The sequence below is a fragment of the Cryobacterium soli genome (assembly GCF_003611035.1).
Lineage (GTDB): Bacteria > Actinomycetota > Actinomycetes > Actinomycetales > Microbacteriaceae > Cryobacterium > Cryobacterium soli.
Window position 1 is genome coordinate 1,520,914 of the sequence record NZ_CP030033.1, and the last position, 22,302, is coordinate 1,543,215.

The following is a 22,302-nucleotide window of genomic DNA, read 5'->3' on the forward strand; positions in this document are numbered from 1 at the left end:
GTCCGCCGATGTCCGCGAGAATGAAGGCATGGTCACTCTCCCGAGCAGCGTCATCGTTCCCGCTCTCCGACTGATGCGCGCGAACCGGGTCTTCGTCACGGCGGAAGGAGCGCGCCGGCATGTGCGCGAGCGCGAGCTTCGGCCGACGCCGTACGGGCCGCCGAGCCGGCTGCGCCGTGACGTTCAGGTGACGGTGTCCAGCGCGGCGTGGCCGGTCTACACGATCACGCCCCGGGGCGGCACCCCCACCGGCAGCGTGGTGTACGTGCACGGAGGCGGTTGGGTGAACCAGATCGCCGGGCAGCACTGGCACCTCGCGGCCCAGATCGCCGCGGAGGCGAACACCACCGTCACCGTGCCGATCTATCCGCTCGTACCGTTCGGAACCGCCGCGGCCGTGGCCACCGGCGTCGTCGACCTCGTGCGGGGCAACCTGGAGCGGTACGGCAGCACCTGCCTGGCCGGCGACTCCGCCGGAGGACAGATCGCGCTGTCCGCCGCCCTCGTGCTGCGGGACAAACACGACCTCACGCTGCGCCGCACCGTCCTGATCTCCCCAGCTCTTGACCTCACCTGGGCCAACCCGCTCATCCCCACTGTGCAGCCGAGCGACCCCTGGCTGGCGACCCCCGGCGGTGAGGTGCTCGCCGATCTCTGGAAGGGATCCAGTGACATCCTGGACCCCGTGGTGAGTCCGCTGATGGGCGACCTGGCGGGCCTCGGGCCGCTGACCATGTTCAGCGGAACTCGAGATGTGCTGAACCCCGACGCCCATCTCCTGGTCGACAAGGCGGCCGCGGCCGGAGTCGACCTGGAGTTCCACGAGGGCACCGGGCAGGTGCACGTCTACCCGCTGCTGCCCACCGCGGTGGGCCGTGCGGCCCGGGCGGCCATCGTGGAACGACTCCGACTGGCCGTGGCTGAGCCGCTCTCCGCCTAGGCACCCGGAGGGAACGGTAGGCACTAGCCTCGTCACAACAGCACCATCGACGATGCGGGGGTAGACGTGGACGATCGGCAGACAGCTTTTGTGGACACCTTCCGCCGCTTCATGGACGAGCTGATACTCGTTCCGCGGCCACAGGTCGACATGCGCACCCCGCTCGCGGATCTGGTCCAGGACTTCTTGCAGACGGATGTTTTCGCACTGCCCCTGGTCACCGAAAATCTTCCACCGCATCGCCTTGTCGATGCTGACATCGCCCTCGACGAGCTGGGAGCGGCATCCACCGCCCAGGTGGTCGGAGTGACCGGCGGTCAGCAGCGCGAGAACACGCCATTCCCGGAATTGCTGAGCAACCCCTACATGCGGTTCGCGCCAGGGCCGATCGATTACATCTCGGCGGCGACCGGCCCGGACACTGAGCGCCAGGTCGTGTCGTTCGGCGTGCGGCTGCTCGTCGTCGACGGGCACCGGGTGGCCGTGCTGCAGCGCGATGCCAGACCGGACCGTGGTCTCAACACGGCCAGGCTCGAGATACTGGCCGCAGACGAGGGTGGTGCTGCGGCGCTTCTCGGCGCGCTTCGCCGGCTGATGCTCCTGCGCAGTGTCCTCCGCGGGCAGGTGCTCTCCTTCAGCGGCAACGCTTTCGGCGCCGGCGCGGCCGGCGTGGACTTCCTGCCGCGCCCACAGGTACCGGCAGAGGACGTGATCCTGCCCGACGGGGTTCTCACGAGCATTGTGCGCCATGTGGTGGGGATCGGTCTGCACCGGGACGTGCTGCGCGCGGCCGGCCGACACCTCAAACGCGGCGTCTTGCTCTACGGCCCTCCCGGATCGGGCAAGACCCTCACCGTGCGCCATCTGCTCAGCGCCACCCCCGGCACGACAGCGGTGGTGCTCGCCGGCAACAGCATCCGGTTCGTCACCGAGGCTGCCGAACTCGCGCGCGCCATGCAGCCCGCGATCGTGGTGCTCGAAGACGTGGACCTGATTGCCGAGGACCGGAATCTGTCGCACGGCGCGCAGCCGCTGCTCTTTGCCATGCTCGACGCCCTGGACGGCCTGGACGGGGACGCCGATGTGGCCTTCGTGCTCACCACGAACAGGGTCGAGGTCCTGGAACATGCGCTGGCCGACCGGCCGGGCCGGGTTGACCTTGCGGTGGAGATTCCGCAGCCCGATGCGAGCGCACGGCACCAGCTGTTCCAGCTGTATGCGCGGGGCCTGCCGTTGTCGGCATCGGCGATCATGGATGCCGCCACTCGCTCTGACGGAGTCAGCGGCGCCTTCGCCAAAGAACTCATGCGCCGAACCGTGCTTCTCGGTGCCGAAACGGGACGGGAGGCGACGGACGATGATCTCGATAGCGCGCTCACGGCCCTGCTCGACGGTCGCGACAGGTTGACGAGCCGGTTATTGGGCTCCGGCGCGCCTGCCACGGCGGGCCCTTCGCCGGCCCAGGAGGATGCCCGTCCCGCATGACCATGCTCGAACGTAGACTCGGACCATGACTGACCTCTGGGTGGGCCTGTTCCTCGTCACCGGCGTGGCCGGTTTGATGGTGACGCTTGGTCTGCTCGCGCACCGCCTTCGGCGCGGCAGCGCCGGACCGGCGATCGGCGCCGCGATGGCCGCATACGACGAGGCTATGCACTCCACCGCGTACGACACCTTCGTCGAGACCCAGGCTCAAGCGGGTCGCGCGATACCGCTCCCAGCGCCCGGCAAACGCTAACCGCCCGAGGCTCTCCACCGACGGAGCCGATACGGCTACCTGTCGCTGAGCCCGGGAATCACGATCACGAGTTTGCAGCGCGGGCAGCGGTGACAGGACTCGAGCCCCTCGGCCGTGTCAACGCCATCCTCGGTCATCTCGGTGCCGCAGACCGGGCAGGGCGGACCGGGCTCGTCGATATCGATCTGCTCGAGGTCCTCCTCGTCGAATCCGTCCTCGTCCATCGCTCCAGTGTGCCGGTTTCGCGGGCCGCGCACCGACCGGTGCGTCCGGCAGGTCAGCGGGCCTGCGCGAGGATCGAGTCTGCGACGGCTCTCGAGTCCGTCGAGGTGGAGGCGACGTATATCGCATCACTCCCGAGCGTGAACCAGAGGTCGCAGTCCGGAATCCCGTCCACGCAGTTGGACACCGCGGTTTCGTCGTTCACCTGAAGTTCGAGGGGCTCGAGATGCAAAGCGCCCGGGGGCGCCAGGTGCTCGGCCATGTCGTTCACGAGGGCGGCGTTATCGAGCATCAGGGTGAAGGTCAGTCTGGCGTTGTCGCCGGCATCGGCGGTGCAGGTCACGAAGTGCGTTCGTTCCAGGGCGGCCACACGGAGGCGGAAAGGCGCACGGTCGCTCGGGCCCTCGACGTGCGTCTGGTATTCGGCGCCGCCCGGCACCCCGAGCGCCATCGACAGGTCGGTCTTCTGCAGGAAGCTCGAACAAATATCGACAACCGGGTTGATGGGACGCCCGGGACTGGACGGCCAGCTTATTTGTGCCGCCGATGCATTCGCGATGGAGGAGAACACGGCCGTCGCGGCCGGCGTGAGCTTGGCGAAGACCCCCTCCGAAGTCGAGGCGATCCCCGCAAAACCACCGGCCTGGCTGGGCACGTGCACGATGATGCTGACCCACGCATCATTGATCGCCGCGGTCGCGGTGCACCCCGGATCGCCACAGGAATGCGCGCCGACGAACCCGGCGAACGGCAGGGACTCGCCACCGTCCAGGTCATCGCCTCCGATATACGGCGTCCATTGTGCGGCAGCGCCCGGCAGCACTTCCACGTCGAGCCACGGCACGCCGGGCGGGCCGAGCAGGATCGGGGACCTGTCCACCGAGCCGTCGGCCAGCCAGACGCAGCGGATGCCTCCGGCGGCCGTGGGGGCGAAATCGGCCGGGGCGAGGTAGGGCTGGGCGGTCGCGATATCGCTGGCCACCGATGCCGAGCCAAGCGCCTCGTCCACGTCCGCCTGACCGACGAGGTCGGCACACGTGAGGGGCGCGTCAGCAGAAGATTGCGTGGTTTGTGGTGGCACGGTCGGTACGGGATCGCTCGGTGCGGGCGCGGCCCGGGTGGGCGGCGGGGGCGTCTCGGAGGCCGCAAGCTCCCCGCCTGGCGCGGACGCGCATCCGCAGAGCAGGAAAGCCAGCATGCCTGTGACAACGATCCGCGACAGCCCCATGGGCTGACGCTAGCAGTGCCGGGCGTCCAGGTGCCCGGGTTAGTCGGCGACGACCCCAACCAGCACAAGTGTGCGCAGGCTCGGTTGCTCGGTCCAGGTTCCGGCGAGCACCTCGTGGACGGCCGAGTCGGGCACCTGGTCCGCCAGCACGTCGTTGTCGCCGAGCTCCCGGGCCACGACGATCCGTAGCGGGCCGGCCGTCACGATGGTGGCGCCCGATGTCTCGCTGATGCTGATCTCGCCGACGGCGGGCAGCGTCACGGCAGGTCCGCCGGGCGCTCCGCTGCCGGCGACCACGGCCGTGGGTTCGCGGAGGACCATTTGGCCGTCGATCTCGATCTGCAGCTCGGCCTGGCGACCACCGGTGAACGCAGCCGTGGCGACGGCGGCGAGGTAGACCGGGTCGCCGACTCCGTCGTAGACCCACCGCTTGCCCAGCACCGAGTGCTCGGTCGTTCCGATGAGGGCGGCGTCGGCGCCCGTGAGCGGCGCACTCCGGTACGTCACGGGCACCTGCAGCGCCGGGCCGGTGCCGGCACTCACGAGGAGGGTCTCGACGCCCACCTCGCCGTCTGGGTCGTCGAAGCGGTACGCGGCGACGTTCTCGAGCGGCGCATCCGCCTCACCGGAAAACCACGGCTGACTGGGTACCCAGCCGCTGAGCAGTTCGATCTTGGTGGGCGTCAGGTCTGCTGTGTGGAGGAGGGCCATGAACCCGATCCTACGGGGGCGTGCCGTGAGGCCCGCGAGCCGCCAGGATTCGGCCGCGCGGCGCCGTGGCGACACCGGCCGGAACTGAGGATCGCTTAGTGTCGAGGAATGAGTTTTAACGACGACGCCAAATACTCCGGCCGCGGGGTCCGCAAATCGGGCCGCCGCACCGGCCTCGCCGTCGGCGGCGGCGGCCTGGGCCTCGTCGCCATCGTGCTGCTCTCGCAGCTGCTCGGGGTGGACCTCACCGGCCTCGTGGGCGGCGGCACGAGCGGCACGAGCAGTCAGAGCGAGGGCACCGCCCTGACGAACTGCGACACCGGTGCCGACGCCAACGCCGACGTGGATTGCCGGGTGGGCTTGACCTACGACTCCCTCGACGCCTATTGGTCCGAGCAGGCTCCGGCGATGGGCATCGGGTACGCCTCCCCCATGATTTACCTGTTCGAGCAGGCGGTCGACACCGGGTGCGGCTCGGCGACGAGCGCGGTGGGGCCGTTCTACTGCCCGAGCGACCAGCAGATCTACCTCGACACCGCCTTCTACGACGAGCTGCGCAGCCAGTTCGGAGCCACGGCCGGCCCGCTCTCCCAGCTCTACGTCGTGGGGCACGAGTTCGGCCACCACATCCAGAACCTCGCGGGCACGTTCGCCAGCGCCGACACCTCCCAGACCGGGCCCACCTCAGACGCCGTGCGCCTCGAGGTGCAGGCCGACTGCTTCGCCGGCGCCTGGCTGGGCTCGGCGACCGAGACCACGGATGCCGACGGCGTCCCGCTGCTCGACCCGATCACCGACGCCCAGATGGCGGACGCGCTGAACGCCGCGTCGGCCATCGGTGATGACCGCATTCAGGAGAAGGCCCAGGGCCAGGTGAACCCGGAGACCTGGACGCACGGCTCGAGCGAACAGCGTCAGAAGTGGTTCCAGACGGGCTACACCGGCGGGGCCGCTGCCTGCGACACTTTCGCGGTGGCCGACACCGAGCTCTAGGGGCGGTGGCCGGGCCTACTTGGGCTCGGTGAGGTCGACGACACGGCCCTTGGCATCGGCCTTGACGATCTCGATGCCCTTGAGGGCGTCCGCCTTGGTCTGGTAGCTCTCCGAGGTCATCAGCACCTGGCCGTTGTGGGCCTTGAGCTTGAAGACATAGCCACCGGATCGGTCTGCAGTCAATTCATACTTGCCGGACATGACACGCTCTCTTCGTCGAGATGGAACTCCGCCGGCTACGAGGCCGGTGGCGCAACCTTACCGCGCCGCGCCGTGTCACCGCCGCGCAGACCGAGCGCCGGCAGCAGCACGCCGTCGATGAGCGAGATGAGAAAGTCCCGGTCAACGGGCTTACGTTCGATGAGCGTGCGGTAGGTGGCCATGGCGGGGGTGACGAGGCACAGGGCGTCTATGTCGCAGTCGGCGTCGACCTCGCCGCGATCGATCGCCCGCTGAATCAGAAACCGGTTGGCCGCGGCGCGCGGCTTGATGAGAGCATCGTTGGCCGCGTCCGCGAGGTCGGGGGTGGCCGAGATCATCGACATGACACCGGCCATGATCTGCATCTTCTTGACGGCGTCATCGATCGTGCGGGGCTTGATCATCGCCACCAGGTCGCCGCGCAGCGTACCGGTGTCCGGCAGCCGGGACTGGTCAAGGTCGGCCTGCTTCATGCACGCGACCGCGTCTATGACGAGTTCGTTCTTGGACGGCCACCGCCGGTACAGGGTGGCCTTGCCGGCCTTCGCCCGGGTGGCGACCATGTCGATGGTCATGCCGTCGAAACCCGTCTCGGCGAGAATTTCGAGCGCAGCGGCGAGGATCTCAGGGTCGCGGGTGTGGTCACGCTTGCGGCCGAGCTTGGTTCCGACCACTGTAGGTTCGACCACCGTGGTCTCCGCCACAACACTCTCCAGCGCACCGGGTTCGACCTGCGTCATTGCGGCGATCTCCATTCTGTCGGTCCTGATTCCGGCCCCTGCCGGGTCCTGAAATTATGCGCCACCAGTCTGTACGTCGGCAGGCACCGGACCTTCCCTGTACAACTCCACATGTTACCGGGGCGTAAATTCAGGAACTGTTAAGATCCGGAACTCCACAGTATCGTATAGAGTCGCGTTTATGTCTAAAACGATCCCCGCTTCGTCTCCCGCGACGAGCACCCCCGTGCCCCATTCCCGCCGGTGGTGGACCCTGAGCGTGGTGGCCCTCGCCCAGCTCATGGTCGTGCTCGACTCCACCGTCGTGAATATCGCCCTCCCTTCCGCCCAGGCCGACCTCGGCTTCTCCAACGGCGACCGCCAGTGGATCGTGACCGCCTACTCCCTCGCCTTCGCCAGCCTGCTGCTGCTCGGCGGCCGGCTCTCCGACCTGATCGGCCGCAAGCGCACCTTCATCATCGGGCTCATCGGCTTCGCCATCGCCTCCGCGCTGGGCGGTGCCGCCGACAGCTTCGGCTGGCTCGTGGCCGCCCGCGCCCTGCAGGGCGCCTTCGGCGCACTGCTGGCGCCCACCGCCCTGGCGGTGCTCACCACAACCTTCACGATCCCCAAGGAGCGCGCACGCGCCTTCGGCGTCTTCGGCGCGATCGCCGGCGCGGGAGGCGCCGTGGGCCTCCTGCTGGGCGGCTTCCTCACCGAGTACTTCGACTGGCGCTGGAACCTCTACATCAACGTCGTCATCGCGATCGTGGCCGTGATCGGTGCCGCGATCTTCGTCGACACCCTCAAGCGCACCGGGCCCCGCCCCAAGCTCGACATCCCCGGCACCCTCCTCGTCTCCGCGGCCCTCTTCGGGCTGGTCTACGGGTTCTCCAACGCCGAGACGGATGGCTGGGACTCGCCGTTGACCTGGGGCATGCTCGGCGGCGCCGTGGTGCTTCTCGTCGCGTTCGTGCTCTGGCAGCGGAAGGCCACGCATCCGCTGCTGCCGCTCTCGATCGTTCTCGACCGCAACCGCGGCGCCGCGTACCTCTCGGTGATGATCGCCGGCGCGGGCATGTTCGGAATCTTCCTGTTCGTCACCTACTACCTGCAGACCTCACTGGGCTTCACCCCGATGCAGACCGGCTTCTCGTTCCTGCCGATGATCGCGATGCTGGTGCTTTCTGCGCAGCTGTCGACGAACATCTTCGTGCCCCGGTTCGGCCCGAAGATCATGGTGCCGTTCGGCATGGGGCTGGGCATGATCGGCATGATCCTGCTCACCAACCTGGACCTCGACAGCACGTATGCGGCCAACGTGCTGCCGCCGCTGCTGATCCTGGGCTTCGCGATGGGCTCGATCATGCCCGCCTCGATGCAGACCGCCACGCTGGGCGTCGACCGCCAGTTCGCCGGCGTCGCATCGGCCATGGTGAACACCAGCCAGCAGGTCGGTGGGTCCATCGGCACGGCTCTGCTGAACACTCTGGCGGCCACCGCGGCGGCCGACTACGTGGCCGCGCACCTGCCGGCCACGGCCGAGGTGGCCGCTCAGGCCGCTGTCACCAGCTACGCCACCGCGTACTGGTGGGGCGCCGGGTTCTTCGCCGTCGGCGGCATTATCGCGGCGCTGCTCTTCCGCCGGATGGGCCACGGCCTGTCCCTGGCCAACGCGCACCTGAGCGAGGATGCCGAGCCGGTCGTCGCCCACTAGCCCGGTCGGCCGGGCAGCCCCTCGCTTTCGAGGGGCTCTCCCAGGGGGACGGATGCCGGTTCGATCACGGCATCCGTCTTCTCTGAGCGCACAAATCCGATGCCGATGAGGATCAGCAGCCCGCCGAGCAGCTGCGGCACGGTGAGCTGCTCGCCCAGCAGCAGCCAGGCGTAGAAGGTGGCGGCCACCACCTCGAGCAGGCCCACGAACGACGCCAGCCGGGAGCCGAGCATCTCGCTGGCGGCGATGCTTGTGGAGTAGGCGACGGCCGTGGCCACCACGCCTATGATCATCAGCGGCAGCCACCACGGTACCTCGGCGCCGAACATCGCCACATCGGCCGTGGACGTGCGGAACGGTACGAGCCCGGACAGCCCGACGAGGCCCAGCAGCAGACCGCCGAGCAGCAGGCCGAATCCGGCCAGCGCCACGGCCGGCAACCCGTCGCTCGGATGCGCCGCCACGAGATAGTAAATGGCGCACCCCACCATCGCCCCCAGGGCGAGCAGCAGCCCGAGCACATCGAAGCTGGCCGACCCGCCCGGCGACACCACGAGCACCAGGCCGGCCAGGGCCACGACCGAGCCGATCAGCACCACGGCCTTGGGGCTCTGCCGGCTGCGCGCCCACGCCCAGCCCACCAGCAGCAACGGCGCCATGTACTCGATGAGCACGGCGGTGCCCACGGGGATGCGTTCGATCGCCCCGAAGTAGAGCAGCTGTGTGGCCGCGACGCCGATCAGGGCCATCGCCAGCACCCGCCAGCGCGCCCGCCAGAGCAGTGCCCACTTGCCGTGCAACGACAGCACCGCCAGCGGCGACAGCACGATCCCGCCGATCAGCACCCGAGCGGTGACCGCAGCGGCCGGGCTCCAGCCGCTCTCCAGCAGCGGCTTGGCCAGGGCGCCGGACAGGCCGAACGTGGCCGCGGCGACGACCGCGATAACCAGGCCGAGCGAGGTGGACGAGCGGTTCATGGGGCTCCTGTGCGCCGGGCGGGTCAGAGGTCTTGCCGGGGCGCTAATCATGAAGATAGTGTGATCGTGAGTAAGGAGTCAATTTGCATTTTGCCCCTGACACCGAGGCGAGTCTCGCCTTCACCGTCGACCTCGCCAACACCGTGGCCGGAGCCACCAAAAGCGGGCTCGACGAGCTCATCTCCCCCGCCCAGGTCGTGCAGTTATTCGAGTCTCACCGGTTCTCCGGGCGCCTGGACCGCAACGAGACCGAGTTGGCCGAGGTACGAGCCACCCGCCAGCGGCTGCGGCGAATTTGGACGCTCGATCGCGACGATGCGGCCTTGGAGGTGAACGGACTGTTGCAGAGCGCTCAGGCGCTCCCCCGGCTGATGCGGCACGACGGCATGGACTGGCACCTGCACGCCACCGACCCGGCCGCGCCGCTGGCCGAACGCATCCTGGTGGAGGTGGCGCTGGCGCTCGTCGACGTGATCCGCAGCGACGAGAGCGCCCGGCTCCGCGCCTGCGCGGCGGAGGATTGCGACGGGCTGCTGGTGGACCTGTCCCGCAACGGGTCGAAGCGGTTCTGCAGCATCCGTTGCGGCAACCGGATGAACATGGTCGCGTTCCGGCAGCGTGCCGCAGGCGACGTTATTGCGGATGCCGCAGGAACAGTTGCCGGAGCGCCCGGATGATCAGCACGAAGCCGACCAGGCCGATGGTGGCGCCGAGGAAGGCGTAGAGCCGCACCCCGGAGACCAAGTCTGGGCCGGCGTCGGACACCACGAGCACCACGCCCAGGCTCACGGCGGCGATCGCGATGAGGGCGCCGATGGTCTCGATGACCACGGAGCCCAGCCACCAGCGGTCGTCCGGTTCGGAGAAGGCGCGGATACGCACGCTGAAGGTGCCCTTTTCCAGCGCGGCGCTGATAGTCTCCAGCCGGCGCGGCAGCCGACGGGCGGTGGTGCGCAGCACGGCCACCTGCGCCTGGGCCGAGCCGAGCACCGACTGCGGGGTGAACAGCCGGCGCAGGAAGTGCGGCACCCGTTCGAATGCGGTGCTCACCATGTCGAAGCTGGGGTCCAGGATCGCCAGGCAGCGCTCGAGCGTGGTGAGCGAGCGCAGCGCCAGGCCGAGGGTCGACGGGATCGCCAGGTGGTGTTCCCGCACGATGTCGAGCATGGCCGTGAAGATCGATCCCTCGCCCTCGGCGCTGTGCCGGGCGAGGGTGAGCATGCGGCCCAGGTCGCGTTGCAGGCCCTTGATGTCAGCGTCGGCCGGCGCCTCGACCACGAGCAGCAGCGCATCCGTCGTGGCGACGTCGTCGTCGTGGGCCGCGGCCAGCAGCAGGGTGACCAGGCCCTCCCGCATGCTGCGCTCGAGCACCCCGACATTGCCGAAGTCGATCATGCCCAGCCGGCCGTCGCCGAGTAGCATCAGGTTGCCCGGGTGCAGGTCGCCGTGGAAGATGCCGGTGACGATCAGCTGCTCGAGCACGGCGTCGAGCAGCGCCGCGGCGAGCGCCGCGCGCTCCTCCGGCCACATCTGGTCGAGCTGCTCCCCCGCCGCGTTCAGCGGCACCCCGTCCATGAGATCCATGGTGAGCAGCCGCCGGGTGCTCGCTTCTGAGTAGACCCGCGGCACCACGAGCACCTCGGCGGCGGCCGACGAGGCGACGACACTGCCGATCTGTTGGGTGCTGGCGAATTCGATGCGGTAGTCCAGCTCGTTGCGGAGCGACCTGGCGAACCCCTCCGCGAGCGACACCGCCCCGAAATCCCGGCCCCAGCTGGTCTGGTTCTCCACCCGCTGGGCAAGCCGCACGATGATGTCGATGTCGGCGGCCACCTGGGCGGCCGCGGCGGGCCGCTGCACCTTGAGCACCACAGCGGTGCCGTCGAGCAGGGTGCCGGTGTGCACCTGCGCCACGGATGCCGCCGCGAGCGGCTCCTCGTTCACCGTGGCGAACACTGTCTCCAGCGGGGCCTTCAGCTCAGCCTCGATCACGGCGCGCACGGCCGGCCACGGCAGAGTCGTGGCCCCCGACTGCAGCGACGAGAGCGCCACCGTGTAGCTGTGCGGCAGCAGGTCCCGCCGAGTGGAGAGCAGCTGACCCAGCTTGACGAAGGTGACGCCGGCGTCGTTGATGGCCGAGACCAGGGCTTCCGGCGCCCGGCCGCCCACCCGCTGCTGGCGCGCGGCGGCGCCGGGGCGCTCCTGCACGATCCAGCCGATGCCGTGCCGGGAGAGCAGGGTGAGGATCTGCAGGTACCGCTTGGTGCGCCGACGCCGGTGCAGCGCGGCCCGGAACGCATCAACGGGGTTGGCGGCGGTGGTCGGCCACAGTGCCTCCGTCGCCACCAGGAGAGCCATGCCGAACGCGAACACCCAGCCGAAGGCCAGCGCGACGAACAGCACCAGCACGACCGCGGGCACCTTGAGGTCGCCGTTCTCGGTGATCAGCCGCGCCTGAGTGGCGGTGAAGTAGGCGAACGGCCAGCAGCCGATGAACACCAGCGCCGCCACGAGGGTGGTGCGCAGCCATCCCACCGTGGTGCCGAGCAGAGACCGAGTGGCGAAACCGATGGCGGCCGCGTAGCCGAGAGCGATCAGGCCCAGCACGATCCACACCCAGAACGATCCCAACACCGCACTCCCCGCAATCTCTCGCTTGGCCTCAGGGTAGCGCGGGCAGGTTGACTAGTCTCGACCTGACACTGTGAGCTGCCGCAGAGCGATCCGATCGCGCAGCCGTTTCGAAGGAGTACGCATGCTCGGGCGCAAGACCTACACTCTCGACGAGATCAACGCCGCGCGGTTCAGCGTGGCGGAACAGCTCGCCGCCTATGCCACCCTCGCCGCTGAAACGACGGGAGACACCGCCCAGGCGGCGTTGAATGACTTCGAACCGCTGTTCTGCAACAACCTGGTGCTGGCCCTCGACAGGTTCTTCGTGCACCGGGTGCGCGCGATCACCGGCACCGACAGCAATGCGCTCAACGAGGTGGAGCTGATCGCCGCCTCCCTGCTCACAAATCACGCCGTGCTGCGCGGCGACACCGTGCTGAAGTACGTGCCGGCGAAGACCGTGCTGAAGCTCGAGGTGGGCGACGACATCCGCCTCACGGCCGCGGAGTTCGAGAGCCTGTCGAACGCGTTCTTCGCGGAGCTCGAGGCCCGCTTCCTCGACGCGAGCACCTCCGATGCTTGAGCCGGGGCTGGCATTCCTCACCACGACCTGGGCCGATGTGCCCCGCACCGTGCACAACGGCACGACCGGTGAGGCGATCTGGCGCACCGTGACGGTCGGCGACGTGCGCACCCGCATGGTGGAGTACAGCCCCGGCTACGAGGCCGATCACTGGTGCTCGCGCGGCCACGTGCTTCTGGTGCTCGACGGCGCCCTCCGCACTGAACTCGACGACGGTCGCGTCGTGCTGCTGACGGCCGGCGAGAGCTATACGGTCTCCACCGGCATGGAAGCGCACCGGTCGAGCACCCAGACGGGCGCCCGGCTGTTCATCGTGGACTAGGTGCTTCTCGGGAGCCGGGTGGCACCGGGTCTTAACCGGTCTTGCGGCGCCGTGGCGCGGCCGACCGGGGCGGGGCCGCGCGCAGATGGTCGCGCACCGAGGTCAGCGACCCGGCCAGGGCTTCCACGTCCGGGCGGCTCAGCGGGGCGAAAAACAGGTTCTTGAGCACCTCGATGTGCCCGGGGAAGACTTCGGCCAGCACGGAGCGCCCAGCGTCGGTGATGGTGATCGTGACGCTCCGTTCGTCGTCGACGGACGGCGCCCGGGTCACCTGACCGGCCTTCTCGAGCAGTCCCGCCTGGTGGGTGAGACCGCTGCGACTGTAGACGATGCTGTCCGCTAGATCGGTCATCCGCTGGCTGCCGCGCGGCGAGTCTCCCAGCCGGGCCAGGATCTGGAACTGCACGTAGCTGAGCCGGCCCACGTCCATGAGTTGCTGCTCCACCGCGTGGCGAATCAGGCTGCCCACTTCCATGAACGCGAAGTACGCGCCCAGCTCAACGGGGTCTAGCGACGGCGTCTGTTCTGGCATTCCCCCATCGTAGTTGCTTTGACGTCGAAGCAATGCTACGTTTTCTCTCACTTGCTTCGACGTCGAAGCAATAGCCGTTTTCCGAAAGAGAGAGAATTCCCATGAAGGCAGTACGTTTCCACCAGTTCGGGTCCCCCGAAGCCCTCCGCTACGAAGACGCCCCGCAGCCCCGTGCGGCCGCGGGCCAGGTGCTCATCCGGGTGGCGGGCTCCGCGTTCAACCCGGCCGACAACGGCATCATGGCTGGAACCCTGCCGTTCCCGGTGACCCTGCCGCACGTGCCCGGCTACGACGTGTCCGGCACCATCCACGCCGTCGGCACCGGTGTCACCGGCATCCAGGCCGGCGACGCCGTCGTGGGCTTCCTTCCCATGGTCGAGGATGGCGCGGCGGCGGAGTTCGTCGTCGCTCCGGCCGATGCGATCGTCACAGCGCCCTCGAGCATCCCCCTCGCCGACGCGGCCGCACTGCCGTCAGTCGCACTCACCGCGTGGCAGGGCCTGTTCGACCTGGGCGGGCTCACGAAGGGCCAACGGCTGCTGATCACCGGTGCCGGTGGCGCGGTCGGCGGATACGCCATCCAGCTCGCCAAGCGGGCCGGCGCCTATGTGATTGCCACCGCGAGCCCGCGCAGCAGGCGCGCCGTCGCGGCGGCAGGCGCCGACGAGATCATCGACCACACCGACGCCGCGGTCCTCGATTCCGTCGCCGAGCCCGTCGACGTCCTGTTCAACCTGGCGCCGATCAGCGAGGAGGAGTTCGCCGCGCTCGTCCCGCTCGTGCGCGACGGCGGTATCGTCGTCGCCACAACCGCCTGGATGACGACACCGGGCGACGCGGAGCGCGGCGTGCGCACCGCTGGGGTCTTCGTCCGTGCCGACCGGGATCAGCTGGCCCAGCTGGTCGCCCTCGTCGACAGCGGCGAACTCACCGTCGAGGTCTCGCAGCGCGTCTGGCTGAGCGAACTTCCCGCTGTGCACGCCCGGGCCGCCGCCGGCGACCTGCACGGCAAGGTCGTCGCCGTGCCCGATGCGGGGTGACCCGGCTCGCCACAAACGCCCGGGCCGTGGCAGACTGGAGCGGTCCCATTCCCCAGAGTCAGGTTCAGCCAGTGAAGTTCTTCGCCGTTTTCGCGCTCACGCGCTGACCCTGTCGATCGGCCGCGCCGCGGCATCCGGGGTCAGTGCATTCACTGACGACGGGGAGCCCCATGGCTGCGACACACACTTCACCTGCACACGCCTCGACCATTGTTCTGACGGATGTGGGCCTCACTTGGCCCGACGGTTCCGCGGCCCTCACGGGTCTCTCCGCCGCCTTCGGCCGGGGACGCACCGGCCTGGTCGGCGCCAACGGCTCCGGCAAGTCCACCCTGCTGCGCCTCATCGCCGGCCAGCTGCGCCCCAGCACGGGCAGCGTCGTGCTGTCCGGCGATGTGGGCTACCTGCCGCAGACGCTCACCCTGGGCGTGACCGCCACGGCGGCCGACCTGCTCGGGGTGCGCGCCAAGCTCGACGCGCTGCGGGCGATCGAGGCCGGCGATGTCGAGGAGCGGAACTTCGACGTGCTCGGCGACGACTGGGACCTGGTGAGCCAAGCCGGCGAGGCGCTGCGCTCGGCCGGGCTGGCCGAGGCCGATCTCGACAGGCCCGTCGGCGCGATGTCCGGCGGCGAGGCCATCCTGGTGGCCGTCGCGGGCCTTCACCTGACGAATGCGCCCATCACGGTGCTCGATGAGCCCACCAACAACCTCGACCGGGCGGCCCGGGCGCGGCTGGCAGCCCTGGTGCGCTCCTGGCCGGGCGCGCTCGTCGTGGTCAGCCACGACACCACGCTGCTCGAGCTCATGGACGACACCGCGGAGCTGTACGCGGGCGGCCTCACGGTTTTCGGCGGACCGTACAGCGCCTTCTTCGAGCACCGCGACCGCGAGCAGACCGCCGCGATGCAAGCACAGCGCACCGCCGACCAGGCCGTGAAGAAGGAGAAGGCGCAGCGCATCGAGGCCGAGACCAAGCTTGCCCGCCGGGGACGGTTCGCGCGCAGCGAGTTCGAGAACAAGAGCGTGCCCAAGATCGTGATGGGGCTTCGCAAGTCTGCGGCGCAGGTCTCGGCGGGCAAGTTGCACCGTGAGGCCGACGGCAAGGTGGCGGATGCGCGCAGGGTGGCGGCCGACGCATCCGCCCGGGTGCGCTCAGACGAGAGCATCCATGTGGACCTGCCCGACCCGCAGGTGCCCAGCGGCAAACGGCTGGCCGAACTCGCCGGCAGCAACCGCACGTTCCTGCTGCACGGCCCCGCCCGGGTGGCCCTCACCGGGCCCAACGGAGTGGGCAAGACGAGCCTGCTCGAAACGCTCGTGCATCCCCAGACTGCGCGGGCGGGCCTGGCCACCGCGATCGCGCACACCGGGCGCATCGGGTACCTCAGCCAGCGGCTCGACGGGCTCGATGAGGAGCTGACCGCCCTGGAGAATCTGGGCGCGGCGGCCCCGCAGGCCTCCATTGGTGAGCTGCGCAGCCGGCTCGCCCGGTTCCTGCTGCGCGGGGAGGCGGTGGGCCGGCCGGTGCGCAGCTTGTCCGGCGGTGAGCGGTTCCGGGTGTGCCTGGCCCGGCTGCTGCTGGCCGACCCGCCGGCACAGCTGATCGTGCTCGACGAGCCGACCAACAACCTCGACCTGCAGAGCGTCGACCAGCTGGTCGGGGCCCTGGGCACGTACCGCGGCGCATTGCTGGTGGTCAGTCATGACGACGCCTTCCTCGGGCGGCTGGGCATCACCGACTGGCTCACCCTTGACGCCGATGGGCGGCTCACCGAGGAACACCCGTCCGGGCAGGCCCGGGGAGAGGAGAGGCCGTGACCGGAGGCGCCGACACCCCGCGCAGCACCGGGCTCACATGCCGATGGTGTCGCGCATCGCCCGGGTCGGCCAGCCGGTGGGAGCCCAGCTGGAGGCGGGCCGGGCGGACAGCGCGGTGAAGGCCGCTGCGGCGCTCGGGTTGTCGGCCGGCAGCTCGCTGCGGAACCGTCGGCTGGCCACGCCGGCCTCGTAGGTTGCGAACTCGACGTCGAAGCCGGCACCGAGCTGCACCGCCAGACGCAGGGCAAGGGCGACGCCATCACTTGTGAAGGCGCTCGCGTGGGCGGGGCTCTGCCAGTTGAAGCCGGCGTCGAGGGCGTCGTAGTACCCGAGCTCCCAGCGGATCAGGTCGGTGATCAGGTCGGGATGCAGCCGGGTGTGCGCGTAGGCGACCGGATGCGGAAACCAGAGCACAGTGCCCGCATAGTCGGGCACGAGCCGCACCACCCCGCCGTGTGCCGCCCCGAGCCCCCGCTGCGTCATGGTCGCGCTCTCTCCGTCGTGTCTGATTGGACCTCGCGCTCGAAGCCCCCCACTGCATAGAGTTTCAGGTGCACGCCGAGTTTGCAATTCCCGTAGCGCTGTGTGCGGCTGACCCTGCACTGCTAGATTGCAGCCGGGGGGTCACGGTGACGGGTGCGACTGGGCGGCGGGTGTGGGGCATGGCCCTGGTTCTGGTGACTCTGAGCGGGTGCACGGCTGATCAGGGCCTCACCTCTCCACCCAGCCCGAGCATCGCCAGCCCGGCGCCCCAGCCCATCACCGAGTTGTACGAGCTGGCTGCCGGCACCGTGCTGGGCACGGGCACCTTCGACGCCAGCACCAAGGTGCCCGTTTCGGGAACCGTCGAGATCAGCACTGATTCCGGCCGGCTGACTCTGAGCGTGCTGAACCTCGACCTCGGCCCCACCGAGAGCACCGTGACCCTCGAGCTCAACGCCCTCACCGACGACTCGTCGGCGGCCCGATTCCGGACCGCCCGCAGCTACGTCGCCGACGCCCCGGTGCTCACGACAGACCGGCAGACCTTCGACATCGCGGCCGGCAACGGATACGGCGACCAGCTGATAACGAACGATCCCAGCTGGATGCGCACGGCCGTGCTCTGGGAGCAGGTCGACGGGATCACCTTCGGGCGGGTGATGGCCACGGCCGAACTCGTCTGGGCGGTACCGGATATGCACCCCGACCTGGCGGTCGTGGATTCCGGAGAAGTAGCCACCGCTCGAGGGACCGTGATTTACGACAGCGCGGGAAACCCGTCGGGGTACGTGGTGGCGCCACAAGACGCGCTGGAGACCATCGCCGACCGGTTCGGCATCACCGTGGCCGATCTGCTCTGGTTGAACCCGATGCGCGGCTGGGCCGAGGCCCGGGCCGACGAGACCATCAACCTGAGCCGGTACGAACGCGGCCGGTGAGCGCGTGCGGCACCCTCGTCGGCCACCCTGGCCGAGTGCGCTAGTGGCCGCTGGTGCTCACGACGGCCGCGTTGGCGCAGGATGAGGTCTGCGCCGCGCTGACCCGGCGGTCGTCTTCCGGCACGGAGCCCGACACGGCCGTATAGCCGTTCATGGCGGAGAGCCCGTTCTCGGAGACCGTGATTCCGGTGGCCATCAGGGCATAGGTGTCCCCGTGCTTTTCGGCGACTTGCAGGCCGTTCAGCTCGAGCCCGCCCTCCACCTCGAGGCAGCCGACGCCGGTGCCGTTGCCGCGCAGGTTCTGCATGTCGAAGGTGTACGGCCGGCCGTCCACGCCGATCGGTGTGACGTACTCGCAATCCACGAATGCGTGCAGGCTGGCGCTGCGACCGTCGTCGAGAACCGTGACGACCACCCCATTGTGCAGCGTCGCCGTCCAGCCGCTGTGCGTCCCCGGCCCGGCCAGATCGTCGGTGAGGGTGTGCGTGGCGCCCGATGCCGTGGTGATGCCGTAGGTGAATGGCGAGCTGGCTTCGGAATACCACTCGGTGTCGTTCTCGCCGTCGCCGTCGACATCCGCGATCTCGGCGCTGGCGGCTCCGGCCGGCATCTCGGCGGGGGTGGCAGGGCAGCCGGCGGCCTCGGCGGCAGGCTCCTCGGCCTCCGCGGTCGCAGTGGCGTCACCGGAACCGTCGATGTCTGATGACGTCACCAGAGAGCTCTGGGCCACCCCGGCCGCACCGCACCCCGTGAGGACGAACAGCAGCACACCGAGTACGACGAAAGACCGGCCTGCGCGGTGGGTTTTCGAATGAACGGTTGACATCAGATCGATGCTACCCACGTTGGCTGGGCGCCCTCCGTGATTCGGCCGTGCTTTCGGAGGGTATTGCCAGTGTGCCACTGGAACCTGGTTCAGCACCTGGTTCGGCGGCCTATTCCGGCCGTGCCGGTTCCAGCGTCGACTGCGGCCGGTGCCGGGACAGCCCGACGACCCCGAAGGCGGCCACAGCACCGGCGAGCACGAAGGCCACCAGCGCATAGGGTGGCGCGGCGGAGGCCTCCCCCAGCACCACGATGCCGATGCCGACCGCCACGAGCGGGTCCACCACGGTCAGCCCGGCGATGACGAGGTTGGGCGGTCCGGAGGAATAGGCGATCTGTACGAAGATGCCGCCGACGACGGCCGCGGTGAGGACGCCGCCCACGCACAAGAGGGTGAGCAGCGAGATCTGGCCCGACACGAGCTGGGTGATGGTGAGCTTGGCGAGCGTGGCGACGAAGGCGTAGAGCACTCCGGCGCCGACCACCCAGGCCACGGCCGTGAGCCGGGCGCGCAGGAACACGAAGACCAGGCCGAAGCCCACCAGCACCGCGGCCAGCAGGATCAAGATGATGGTCACCTGCGGTGGCCGGATCGGCCGGTCGGCGGCGTACACCGCGGCGATGGTCACGAAGACAACGATCCCGCCCACGGAGAGCGCCACCGAGCGCAACACCGTGCCGTCGAGCCGGGTGTGCGCGAGCCGGGAATCGACGACGGTGGAGAGCACCAGGGCGGCCACACCGAGCGGCTGCACCACGAGCAACGGCGCCAGGCCCAGGCTGGTGAGCTGCAGCAGGATCGCGCAGCCCAGCAGCAGCGTGCCGAGCAACCAGGACGGCCGGCGCAGCAGGGCGAGGAGTTGGCCGGCGCTCATCCGCTGCCGGTCGGCCGCGCGGATCCGGGCGGCCTTGCCCACCCCGCGGTGTTGCAGCTGGGCCCCGAGGGCCAGGAAGATCGTGCCCAGCAGCGCCACGGCGATGCCGAGATTCTTGCGCGCGGCCGGGTCGAGGAACCCCACGATCGCGTCGGTGACTTCGGAGGTGGTGAACGGGTCGGGCACATGCCGACTTTACCCGCTGCCGACGTGTCCGCCGCTGGTGCTAGCGTGCCAGCATGAAGCAGAGAGAGCTCTTCCTCCAGGCGGATGCCGCGTTGCGCTCCGTCATCGACCGGATCACTCCCCAGCAACTCGACCTGCCCGCGCCGGCGGAGTGGTCAGCCACGCCCGACCCGACCCTGCGCGATGTGCTTGCCGCGCACGCCCGCGACGAGGCCTGGGTGCCCGATGTGCTGCTCGGGCGCACCATCGAAGACGCCGGCGGCACCTACGACGGCGATCTGCTCGGCGCCGATCCGATCGCCGCGTACGACCGGCTCAACGACCTCGCCACCAGGGCCGTGAGCGAGGACCTCGACCCCGAGAAGATCGTGCACCTGAGCTACGGCGACTTCCCGCTGCGGGAGTACCTCGAGCACGTGAGCATCTACCGGGCCTTCCAGGCCTGGTCGATCGCCCGGCAGCTCGGCTGGGACTACTCCCTGCCCGCCCCGCTGGTGGACACCCTCTGGGACGTGATCGGCCCGCAGGTCGAGGGGTTCCGGGCCATGGGCGTGTTCCCTCCCGAGGTGGAGGTCCCCTCCGACGCCGACCGGGAGACCCAGCTGCTGGGCCGGGTGGGCTACTGGGTGCCCAAGCCCTAGCCGCGGGCGCGGCGTAACTGGTCGGCCACGGTGAGCGCCACGATGAGCACGCACAGGGCGGCGATGACCAGCACCACCACGGTGACCCCGACCGTGCCGGCGAGCAGCGGAACGAGCAGCACGGCCGCCGCCGCGGGCAGGATCACGGCCGGCCGCACCTGCGACCGGGTATCCAGTACGGCGTGGGTGGCCCAGAGCAGCAGCAGGAAGGCACCGACCGGCAGCGCCACGGCGAAGGCGAGGGTCGTCGCCGACGCTTCGACGTGATGACCGGCGTCGGCCACGGCCACTTCGAGTCCGGCGCCGAGGGCCGCCAGCGACACGAACACCCCGTAGTGCCCGTAGCCCCACAGATAGGAGCGACCGCGGTTGGCCGAGAGTCCCTCCCCGGCCGGTTCGAGGAAGTAGAGCCACCAGAGCGCGAACACCGCGATGAACGACGCCACGGACACGAGCACCAGATCGCCGCTGAACCCGCGCGCTTCGAGCGCATCCTGCACCCCGTAGATGGCGGCGAGCACACCCTCGCCGAGCAGGATGATCGTGAACAGTCCGTACCGTTCACTGATGTGGTGCGGGTGCCAGAAGGTGCTGCCGGAGCGCTCGGCCCACGGCGGCACGGCCAGCTCAAGCGCCACGAGCACCACGAACGACGCCAGGCCGAGCTCCTCTGGCAGCGCGAGCCGGGCCAGCCAGCCGAGCTGTACGAGGCTCACCCCTGCCGCATACCGCCATGCCGTCGCGCGACCGTCCGGATGCTCGGCGCCGGCCCGTATCCACTGGGCCACGAGACCCAGCCGCATGATGAGGTAGCCCACCGTGATGGCCCGGAAATCCTGGTCGAGGAACGCGGCCGGAACCCCGGCCGCGAGCACCAGCACCCCGCCCATCTGCACCAGGGTGAGCAGCCGGTACGGCACGTCATCGGTGTCGTACGCCGAGGCGAACCAGGTGAAGTTCATCCACGCCCACCAGATGGCGAAGAACACCATCAGGAAGGGGGCGATCTCGTCGGCCCCGTGGCCGCGCTCGAGGCCGTGCGCCAGTTGCACCACGAGCTGGGCCACGGCCACCACGAAGGTGAGGTCGAAGAGGAGCTCTAGCGGGCTCGACACCCGGTGTGGCTCTGCGGTGTCGCGCGCAGTCATCCGACGGTGCAATCTGATGCCAGGCGCGTCTGTCATGCGCTCAGCCTAGAGAGGCCTGCGGCTTGAATGCCAGCGCATGTCGCACCGCGCGCCGAGGGGTCAGGAACGCACCAGCCGGGCGATGGCGTCGCCGGCTTCCTTGAGCTTGAGTTGGGCCTCCTCGCCGCCTGTCGCGACGGCGTCCACGACGCAGTGGCTGAGGTGGTCGTTCAGCAACCCAAGGGCCACCGACTGCAGGGCACTGGTCATGGCAGAGACCTGGGTGAGGATGTCGATGCAGTACTTGTCGTCGGTGACCATGCCCTGCAGGCCCCGCGCCTGGCCCTCGATGCGGCGCAGACGCTTGAGGTAGTCGTCCTTGTTGGAGATGTAGCCGTGCGGACCGTCGTGGGAATGCCCGGCGTGGGGATCGATGGCGTCGGGAACGGCGGCGTCGGTCGTCATGGTGTGCTCCTGGTGTCGGCTGGCCCTATACCCCCTCACGGTATCACGAAAGTGCGCTAGAGTACCCGGAGGGGGTATCCAAACCTCCCATCAGTTTCGTCAGCATCCGCTTCAACACGAAAAGGTTCGTCCCATGGCTCAGCTCGACAGCACCTCCGACACCGTCACCGACTACCTGGTGAGCGGCATGACCTGTTCACACTGCGTGGCCAGCGTGATCGAGGAGGTGTCCACGGTCACCGGCGTGAGCGCGGTGACCGTTGACCTCGTGGCCGGCGCCGTGAGCACCGTGCACGTCACGAGTGCCGGCTCCCCCGACCTGGCCGAGATCCGGGCCGCCGTGGATGAGGCCGGTTACGAACTGCAGGGCCCGGCCGACACGGGCGCCGCCGAGTGAGCGACCCCG

The 22,302-nt window shown here is 69.3% G+C and carries 26 protein-coding genes; 13 read left to right on the forward strand and 13 right to left on the reverse strand.

Translation table 11 applies throughout. The features are described from left to right. Positions 1–28: 28 nt before the first annotated feature. The 3 genes from DOE79_RS06950 (at position 29) to DOE79_RS06960 (ending at position 2,678) form a co-directional block, all read left to right on the forward strand. Positions 29–940 carry an alpha/beta hydrolase gene (locus tag DOE79_RS06950; RefSeq protein WP_120337863.1) on the forward strand — a complete coding sequence of 304 codons (912 nt, stop codon included), beginning with the start codon at positions 29–31 and terminating at the stop codon, positions 938–940. A gap of 90 nt (positions 941–1,030) precedes the next feature. Continuing rightward, a complete protein-coding gene (locus DOE79_RS06955; protein WP_245977172.1) occupies positions 1,031–2,425 on the forward strand; it encodes an AAA family ATPase in 1,395 nt (464 codons plus the stop codon). Positions 2,426–2,450: 25 nt separating this feature from the next. Continuing rightward, entirely contained in the window at positions 2,451–2,678 is a 228-nt protein-coding gene (locus DOE79_RS06960; protein ID WP_120337864.1) for a hypothetical protein, read from the forward strand. 35 nt (positions 2,679–2,713) lie between these two features. On the opposite strand, the gene DOE79_RS06965 is transcribed toward DOE79_RS06960, so the two are convergent. The 3 genes from DOE79_RS06965 to DOE79_RS06975 are packed head-to-tail and all read right to left on the reverse strand — an operon-like array spanning position 2,714 to position 4,839. After that, the gene (locus DOE79_RS06965) at positions 2,714–2,902 is read right to left on the reverse strand and encodes a hypothetical protein (RefSeq protein WP_120337865.1); all 189 of its coding nucleotides are present in this window, start codon (positions 2,900–2,902) and stop codon (positions 2,714–2,716) included. A 53-nt stretch (positions 2,903–2,955) separates the two neighbouring features. Continuing rightward, the gene (locus DOE79_RS06970) at positions 2,956–4,128 is read right to left on the reverse strand and encodes a hypothetical protein (protein WP_162942641.1); all 1,173 of its coding nucleotides are present in this window, start codon (positions 4,126–4,128) and stop codon (positions 2,956–2,958) included. Between the two features lie 39 nt (positions 4,129–4,167). Continuing rightward, positions 4,168–4,839, reverse strand: a complete 672-nt coding sequence (locus DOE79_RS06975; RefSeq protein WP_120337867.1) for a CG0192-related protein — start codon at positions 4,837–4,839, stop codon at positions 4,168–4,170. 108 nt (positions 4,840–4,947) lie between these two features. Between DOE79_RS06975 and ypfJ the strand changes: the two genes are divergently transcribed. Beyond that, the gene (gene ypfJ, locus DOE79_RS06980; protein WP_120337868.1) at positions 4,948–5,832 is read left to right on the forward strand and encodes a KPN_02809 family neutral zinc metallopeptidase; all 885 of its coding nucleotides are present in this window, start codon (positions 4,948–4,950) and stop codon (positions 5,830–5,832) included. Between the two features lie 15 nt (positions 5,833–5,847). On the opposite strand, the gene DOE79_RS06985 is transcribed toward ypfJ, so the two are convergent. Both DOE79_RS06985 and DOE79_RS06990 read right to left on the reverse strand, forming a co-directional pair. Next, a complete protein-coding gene (locus DOE79_RS06985; RefSeq protein ID WP_066593492.1) occupies positions 5,848–6,033 on the reverse strand; it encodes a YegP family protein in 186 nt (61 codons plus the stop codon). Between the two features lie 35 nt (positions 6,034–6,068). Further along, positions 6,069–6,788, reverse strand: a complete 720-nt coding sequence (locus DOE79_RS06990; protein WP_245977174.1) for a TetR/AcrR family transcriptional regulator — start codon at positions 6,786–6,788, stop codon at positions 6,069–6,071. A 166-nt stretch (positions 6,789–6,954) separates the two neighbouring features. Between DOE79_RS06990 and DOE79_RS06995 the strand changes: the two genes are divergently transcribed. Continuing rightward, entirely contained in the window at positions 6,955–8,469 is a 1,515-nt protein-coding gene (locus DOE79_RS06995) for an MFS transporter (protein WP_120337869.1), read from the forward strand. On the opposite strand, the gene DOE79_RS07000 is transcribed toward DOE79_RS06995, so the two are convergent. Next, the gene (locus DOE79_RS07000) at positions 8,466–9,446 is read right to left on the reverse strand and encodes an EamA family transporter (RefSeq protein WP_120337870.1); all 981 of its coding nucleotides are present in this window, start codon (positions 9,444–9,446) and stop codon (positions 8,466–8,468) included. The two genes, DOE79_RS06995 and DOE79_RS07000, sit on opposite strands and share 4 nt — an antisense overlap. An 83-nt stretch (positions 9,447–9,529) precedes the next feature. Between DOE79_RS07000 and DOE79_RS07005 the strand changes: the two genes are divergently transcribed. After that, positions 9,530–10,123: a CGNR zinc finger domain-containing protein gene (locus DOE79_RS07005; protein WP_120337871.1), complete on the forward strand. Its 594-nt coding sequence runs from the start codon at positions 9,530–9,532 to the stop codon at positions 10,121–10,123. Here the strand turns inward: DOE79_RS07005 and DOE79_RS07010 are convergent. Continuing rightward, positions 10,080–12,080 (reverse strand): ABC1 kinase family protein, encoded by a 2,001-nt coding sequence (locus tag DOE79_RS07010; RefSeq protein ID WP_162942642.1) that lies wholly within the window; start codon positions 12,078–12,080, stop codon positions 10,080–10,082. The two genes, DOE79_RS07005 and DOE79_RS07010, sit on opposite strands and share 44 nt — an antisense overlap. Positions 12,081–12,201: 121 nt before the next feature. Here DOE79_RS07010 and DOE79_RS07015 point away from each other — a divergent pair, with 121 nt between their 5' ends. Next, complete coding sequence (locus DOE79_RS07015) at positions 12,202–12,642, forward strand: hypothetical protein (protein WP_120337873.1); 441 nt, start codon at positions 12,202–12,204, stop codon at positions 12,640–12,642. Beyond that, on the forward strand, positions 12,635–12,964 hold the full coding sequence (locus DOE79_RS07020) for a DHCW motif cupin fold protein (protein ID WP_120337874.1): 330 nt from the start codon (positions 12,635–12,637) through the stop codon (positions 12,962–12,964). The genes DOE79_RS07015 and DOE79_RS07020 overlap by 8 nt, the downstream gene beginning before the upstream one ends. Positions 12,965–12,995: 31 nt before the next feature. On the opposite strand, the gene DOE79_RS07025 is transcribed toward DOE79_RS07020, so the two are convergent. Beyond that, on the reverse strand, positions 12,996–13,496 hold the full coding sequence (locus tag DOE79_RS07025; RefSeq protein WP_120337875.1) for a MarR family winged helix-turn-helix transcriptional regulator: 501 nt from the start codon (positions 13,494–13,496) through the stop codon (positions 12,996–12,998). A gap of 101 nt (positions 13,497–13,597) precedes the next feature. Here DOE79_RS07025 and DOE79_RS07030 point away from each other — a divergent pair, with 101 nt between their 5' ends. Next, on the forward strand, positions 13,598–14,536 hold the full coding sequence (locus DOE79_RS07030) for an NADP-dependent oxidoreductase (protein ID WP_120337876.1): 939 nt from the start codon (positions 13,598–13,600) through the stop codon (positions 14,534–14,536). Positions 14,537–14,706: 170 nt separating this feature from the next. Next, positions 14,707–16,356, forward strand: coding sequence for an ABC-F family ATP-binding cassette domain-containing protein (locus DOE79_RS07035; protein WP_120337877.1), 1,650 nt, complete (start codon positions 14,707–14,709; stop codon positions 16,354–16,356). A gap of 33 nt (positions 16,357–16,389) precedes the next feature. Here DOE79_RS07035 and DOE79_RS07040 read toward each other — a convergent pair whose 3' ends face one another. Then, positions 16,390–16,839: a hypothetical protein gene (locus tag DOE79_RS07040; RefSeq protein ID WP_120337878.1), complete on the reverse strand. Its 450-nt coding sequence runs from the start codon at positions 16,837–16,839 to the stop codon at positions 16,390–16,392. Positions 16,840–17,018: 179 nt separating this feature from the next. Here DOE79_RS07040 and DOE79_RS07045 point away from each other — a divergent pair, with 179 nt between their 5' ends. Beyond that, positions 17,019–17,777 carry a LysM peptidoglycan-binding domain-containing protein gene (locus tag DOE79_RS07045; RefSeq protein WP_120337879.1) on the forward strand — a complete coding sequence of 253 codons (759 nt, stop codon included), beginning with the start codon at positions 17,019–17,021 and terminating at the stop codon, positions 17,775–17,777. Positions 17,778–17,817: 40 nt separating this feature from the next. On the opposite strand, the gene DOE79_RS07050 is transcribed toward DOE79_RS07045, so the two are convergent. Both DOE79_RS07050 and DOE79_RS07055 read right to left on the reverse strand, forming a co-directional pair. Then, the gene (locus DOE79_RS07050) at positions 17,818–18,603 is read right to left on the reverse strand and encodes a hypothetical protein (RefSeq protein WP_120337880.1); all 786 of its coding nucleotides are present in this window, start codon (positions 18,601–18,603) and stop codon (positions 17,818–17,820) included. A gap of 109 nt (positions 18,604–18,712) precedes the next feature. Continuing rightward, positions 18,713–19,663, reverse strand: a complete 951-nt coding sequence (locus DOE79_RS07055; protein ID WP_245977175.1) for a DMT family transporter — start codon at positions 19,661–19,663, stop codon at positions 18,713–18,715. 53 nt (positions 19,664–19,716) lie between these two features. Between DOE79_RS07055 and DOE79_RS07060 the strand changes: the two genes are divergently transcribed. Beyond that, positions 19,717–20,304 (forward strand): hypothetical protein, encoded by a 588-nt coding sequence (locus DOE79_RS07060; RefSeq protein WP_120337881.1) that lies wholly within the window; start codon positions 19,717–19,719, stop codon positions 20,302–20,304. Here DOE79_RS07060 and DOE79_RS07065 read toward each other — a convergent pair. Together DOE79_RS07065 and DOE79_RS07070 are read right to left on the reverse strand one after the other, a co-directional pair. After that, complete coding sequence (locus tag DOE79_RS07065) at positions 20,301–21,419, reverse strand: low temperature requirement protein A (RefSeq protein ID WP_245977176.1); 1,119 nt, start codon at positions 21,417–21,419, stop codon at positions 20,301–20,303. The two genes, DOE79_RS07060 and DOE79_RS07065, sit on opposite strands and share 4 nt — an antisense overlap. A 132-nt stretch (positions 21,420–21,551) precedes the next feature. Next, positions 21,552–21,896, reverse strand: coding sequence for a metal-sensitive transcriptional regulator (locus tag DOE79_RS07070; RefSeq protein WP_120337883.1), 345 nt, complete (start codon positions 21,894–21,896; stop codon positions 21,552–21,554). Between the two features lie 133 nt (positions 21,897–22,029). Between DOE79_RS07070 and DOE79_RS07075 the strand changes: the two genes are divergently transcribed. After that, positions 22,030–22,293: a heavy-metal-associated domain-containing protein gene (locus tag DOE79_RS07075; protein ID WP_120337884.1), complete on the forward strand. Its 264-nt coding sequence runs from the start codon at positions 22,030–22,032 to the stop codon at positions 22,291–22,293. The last annotated feature ends 9 nt before the right edge of the window (positions 22,294–22,302 follow it).

Bases quoted from the DNA above. Each gene is read 5' to 3' on its own strand.
- DOE79_RS06950 (WP_120337863.1), top strand. From the start codon at position 29: ATGGTCACTCTCCCGAGCAGCGTCATCGTTCCCGCTCTCCGACTGATG.
- DOE79_RS06960 (WP_120337864.1), top strand. From the start codon at position 2,451: ATGACTGACCTCTGGGTGGGCCTGTTCCTCGTCACCGGCGTGGCCGGT.
- DOE79_RS06965 (WP_120337865.1), bottom strand. From the start codon at position 2,902: ATGGACGAGGACGGATTCGACGAGGAGGACCTCGAGCAGATCGATATC.
- DOE79_RS06970 (WP_162942641.1), bottom strand. From the start codon at position 4,128: ATGGGGCTGTCGCGGATCGTTGTCACAGGCATGCTGGCTTTCCTGCTC.
- DOE79_RS06975 (WP_120337867.1), bottom strand. From the start codon at position 4,839: ATGGCCCTCCTCCACACAGCAGACCTGACGCCCACCAAGATCGAACTG.
- ypfJ (WP_120337868.1), top strand. From the start codon at position 4,948: ATGAGTTTTAACGACGACGCCAAATACTCCGGCCGCGGGGTCCGCAAA.
- DOE79_RS06985 (WP_066593492.1), bottom strand. From the start codon at position 6,033: ATGTCCGGCAAGTATGAATTGACTGCAGACCGATCCGGTGGCTATGTC.
- DOE79_RS06990 (WP_245977174.1), bottom strand. From the start codon at position 6,788: ATGGAGATCGCCGCAATGACGCAGGTCGAACCCGGTGCGCTGGAGAGT.
- DOE79_RS06995 (WP_120337869.1), top strand. From the start codon at position 6,955: ATGTCTAAAACGATCCCCGCTTCGTCTCCCGCGACGAGCACCCCCGTG.
- DOE79_RS07000 (WP_120337870.1), bottom strand. From the start codon at position 9,446: ATGAACCGCTCGTCCACCTCGCTCGGCCTGGTTATCGCGGTCGTCGCC.
- DOE79_RS07015 (WP_120337873.1), top strand. From the start codon at position 12,202: ATGCTCGGGCGCAAGACCTACACTCTCGACGAGATCAACGCCGCGCGG.
- DOE79_RS07020 (WP_120337874.1), top strand. From the start codon at position 12,635: ATGCTTGAGCCGGGGCTGGCATTCCTCACCACGACCTGGGCCGATGTG.
- DOE79_RS07025 (WP_120337875.1), bottom strand. From the start codon at position 13,496: ATGCCAGAACAGACGCCGTCGCTAGACCCCGTTGAGCTGGGCGCGTAC.
- DOE79_RS07030 (WP_120337876.1), top strand. From the start codon at position 13,598: ATGAAGGCAGTACGTTTCCACCAGTTCGGGTCCCCCGAAGCCCTCCGC.
- DOE79_RS07035 (WP_120337877.1), top strand. From the start codon at position 14,707: ATGGCTGCGACACACACTTCACCTGCACACGCCTCGACCATTGTTCTG.
- DOE79_RS07040 (WP_120337878.1), bottom strand. From the start codon at position 16,839: ATGACGCAGCGGGGGCTCGGGGCGGCACACGGCGGGGTGGTGCGGCTC.
- DOE79_RS07045 (WP_120337879.1), top strand. From the start codon at position 17,019: ATGGCCCTGGTTCTGGTGACTCTGAGCGGGTGCACGGCTGATCAGGGC.
- DOE79_RS07050 (WP_120337880.1), bottom strand. From the start codon at position 18,603: ATGTCAACCGTTCATTCGAAAACCCACCGCGCAGGCCGGTCTTTCGTC.
- DOE79_RS07060 (WP_120337881.1), top strand. From the start codon at position 19,717: ATGAAGCAGAGAGAGCTCTTCCTCCAGGCGGATGCCGCGTTGCGCTCC.
- DOE79_RS07070 (WP_120337883.1), bottom strand. From the start codon at position 21,896: ATGACGACCGACGCCGCCGTTCCCGACGCCATCGATCCCCACGCCGGG.
- DOE79_RS07075 (WP_120337884.1), top strand. From the start codon at position 22,030: ATGGCTCAGCTCGACAGCACCTCCGACACCGTCACCGACTACCTGGTG.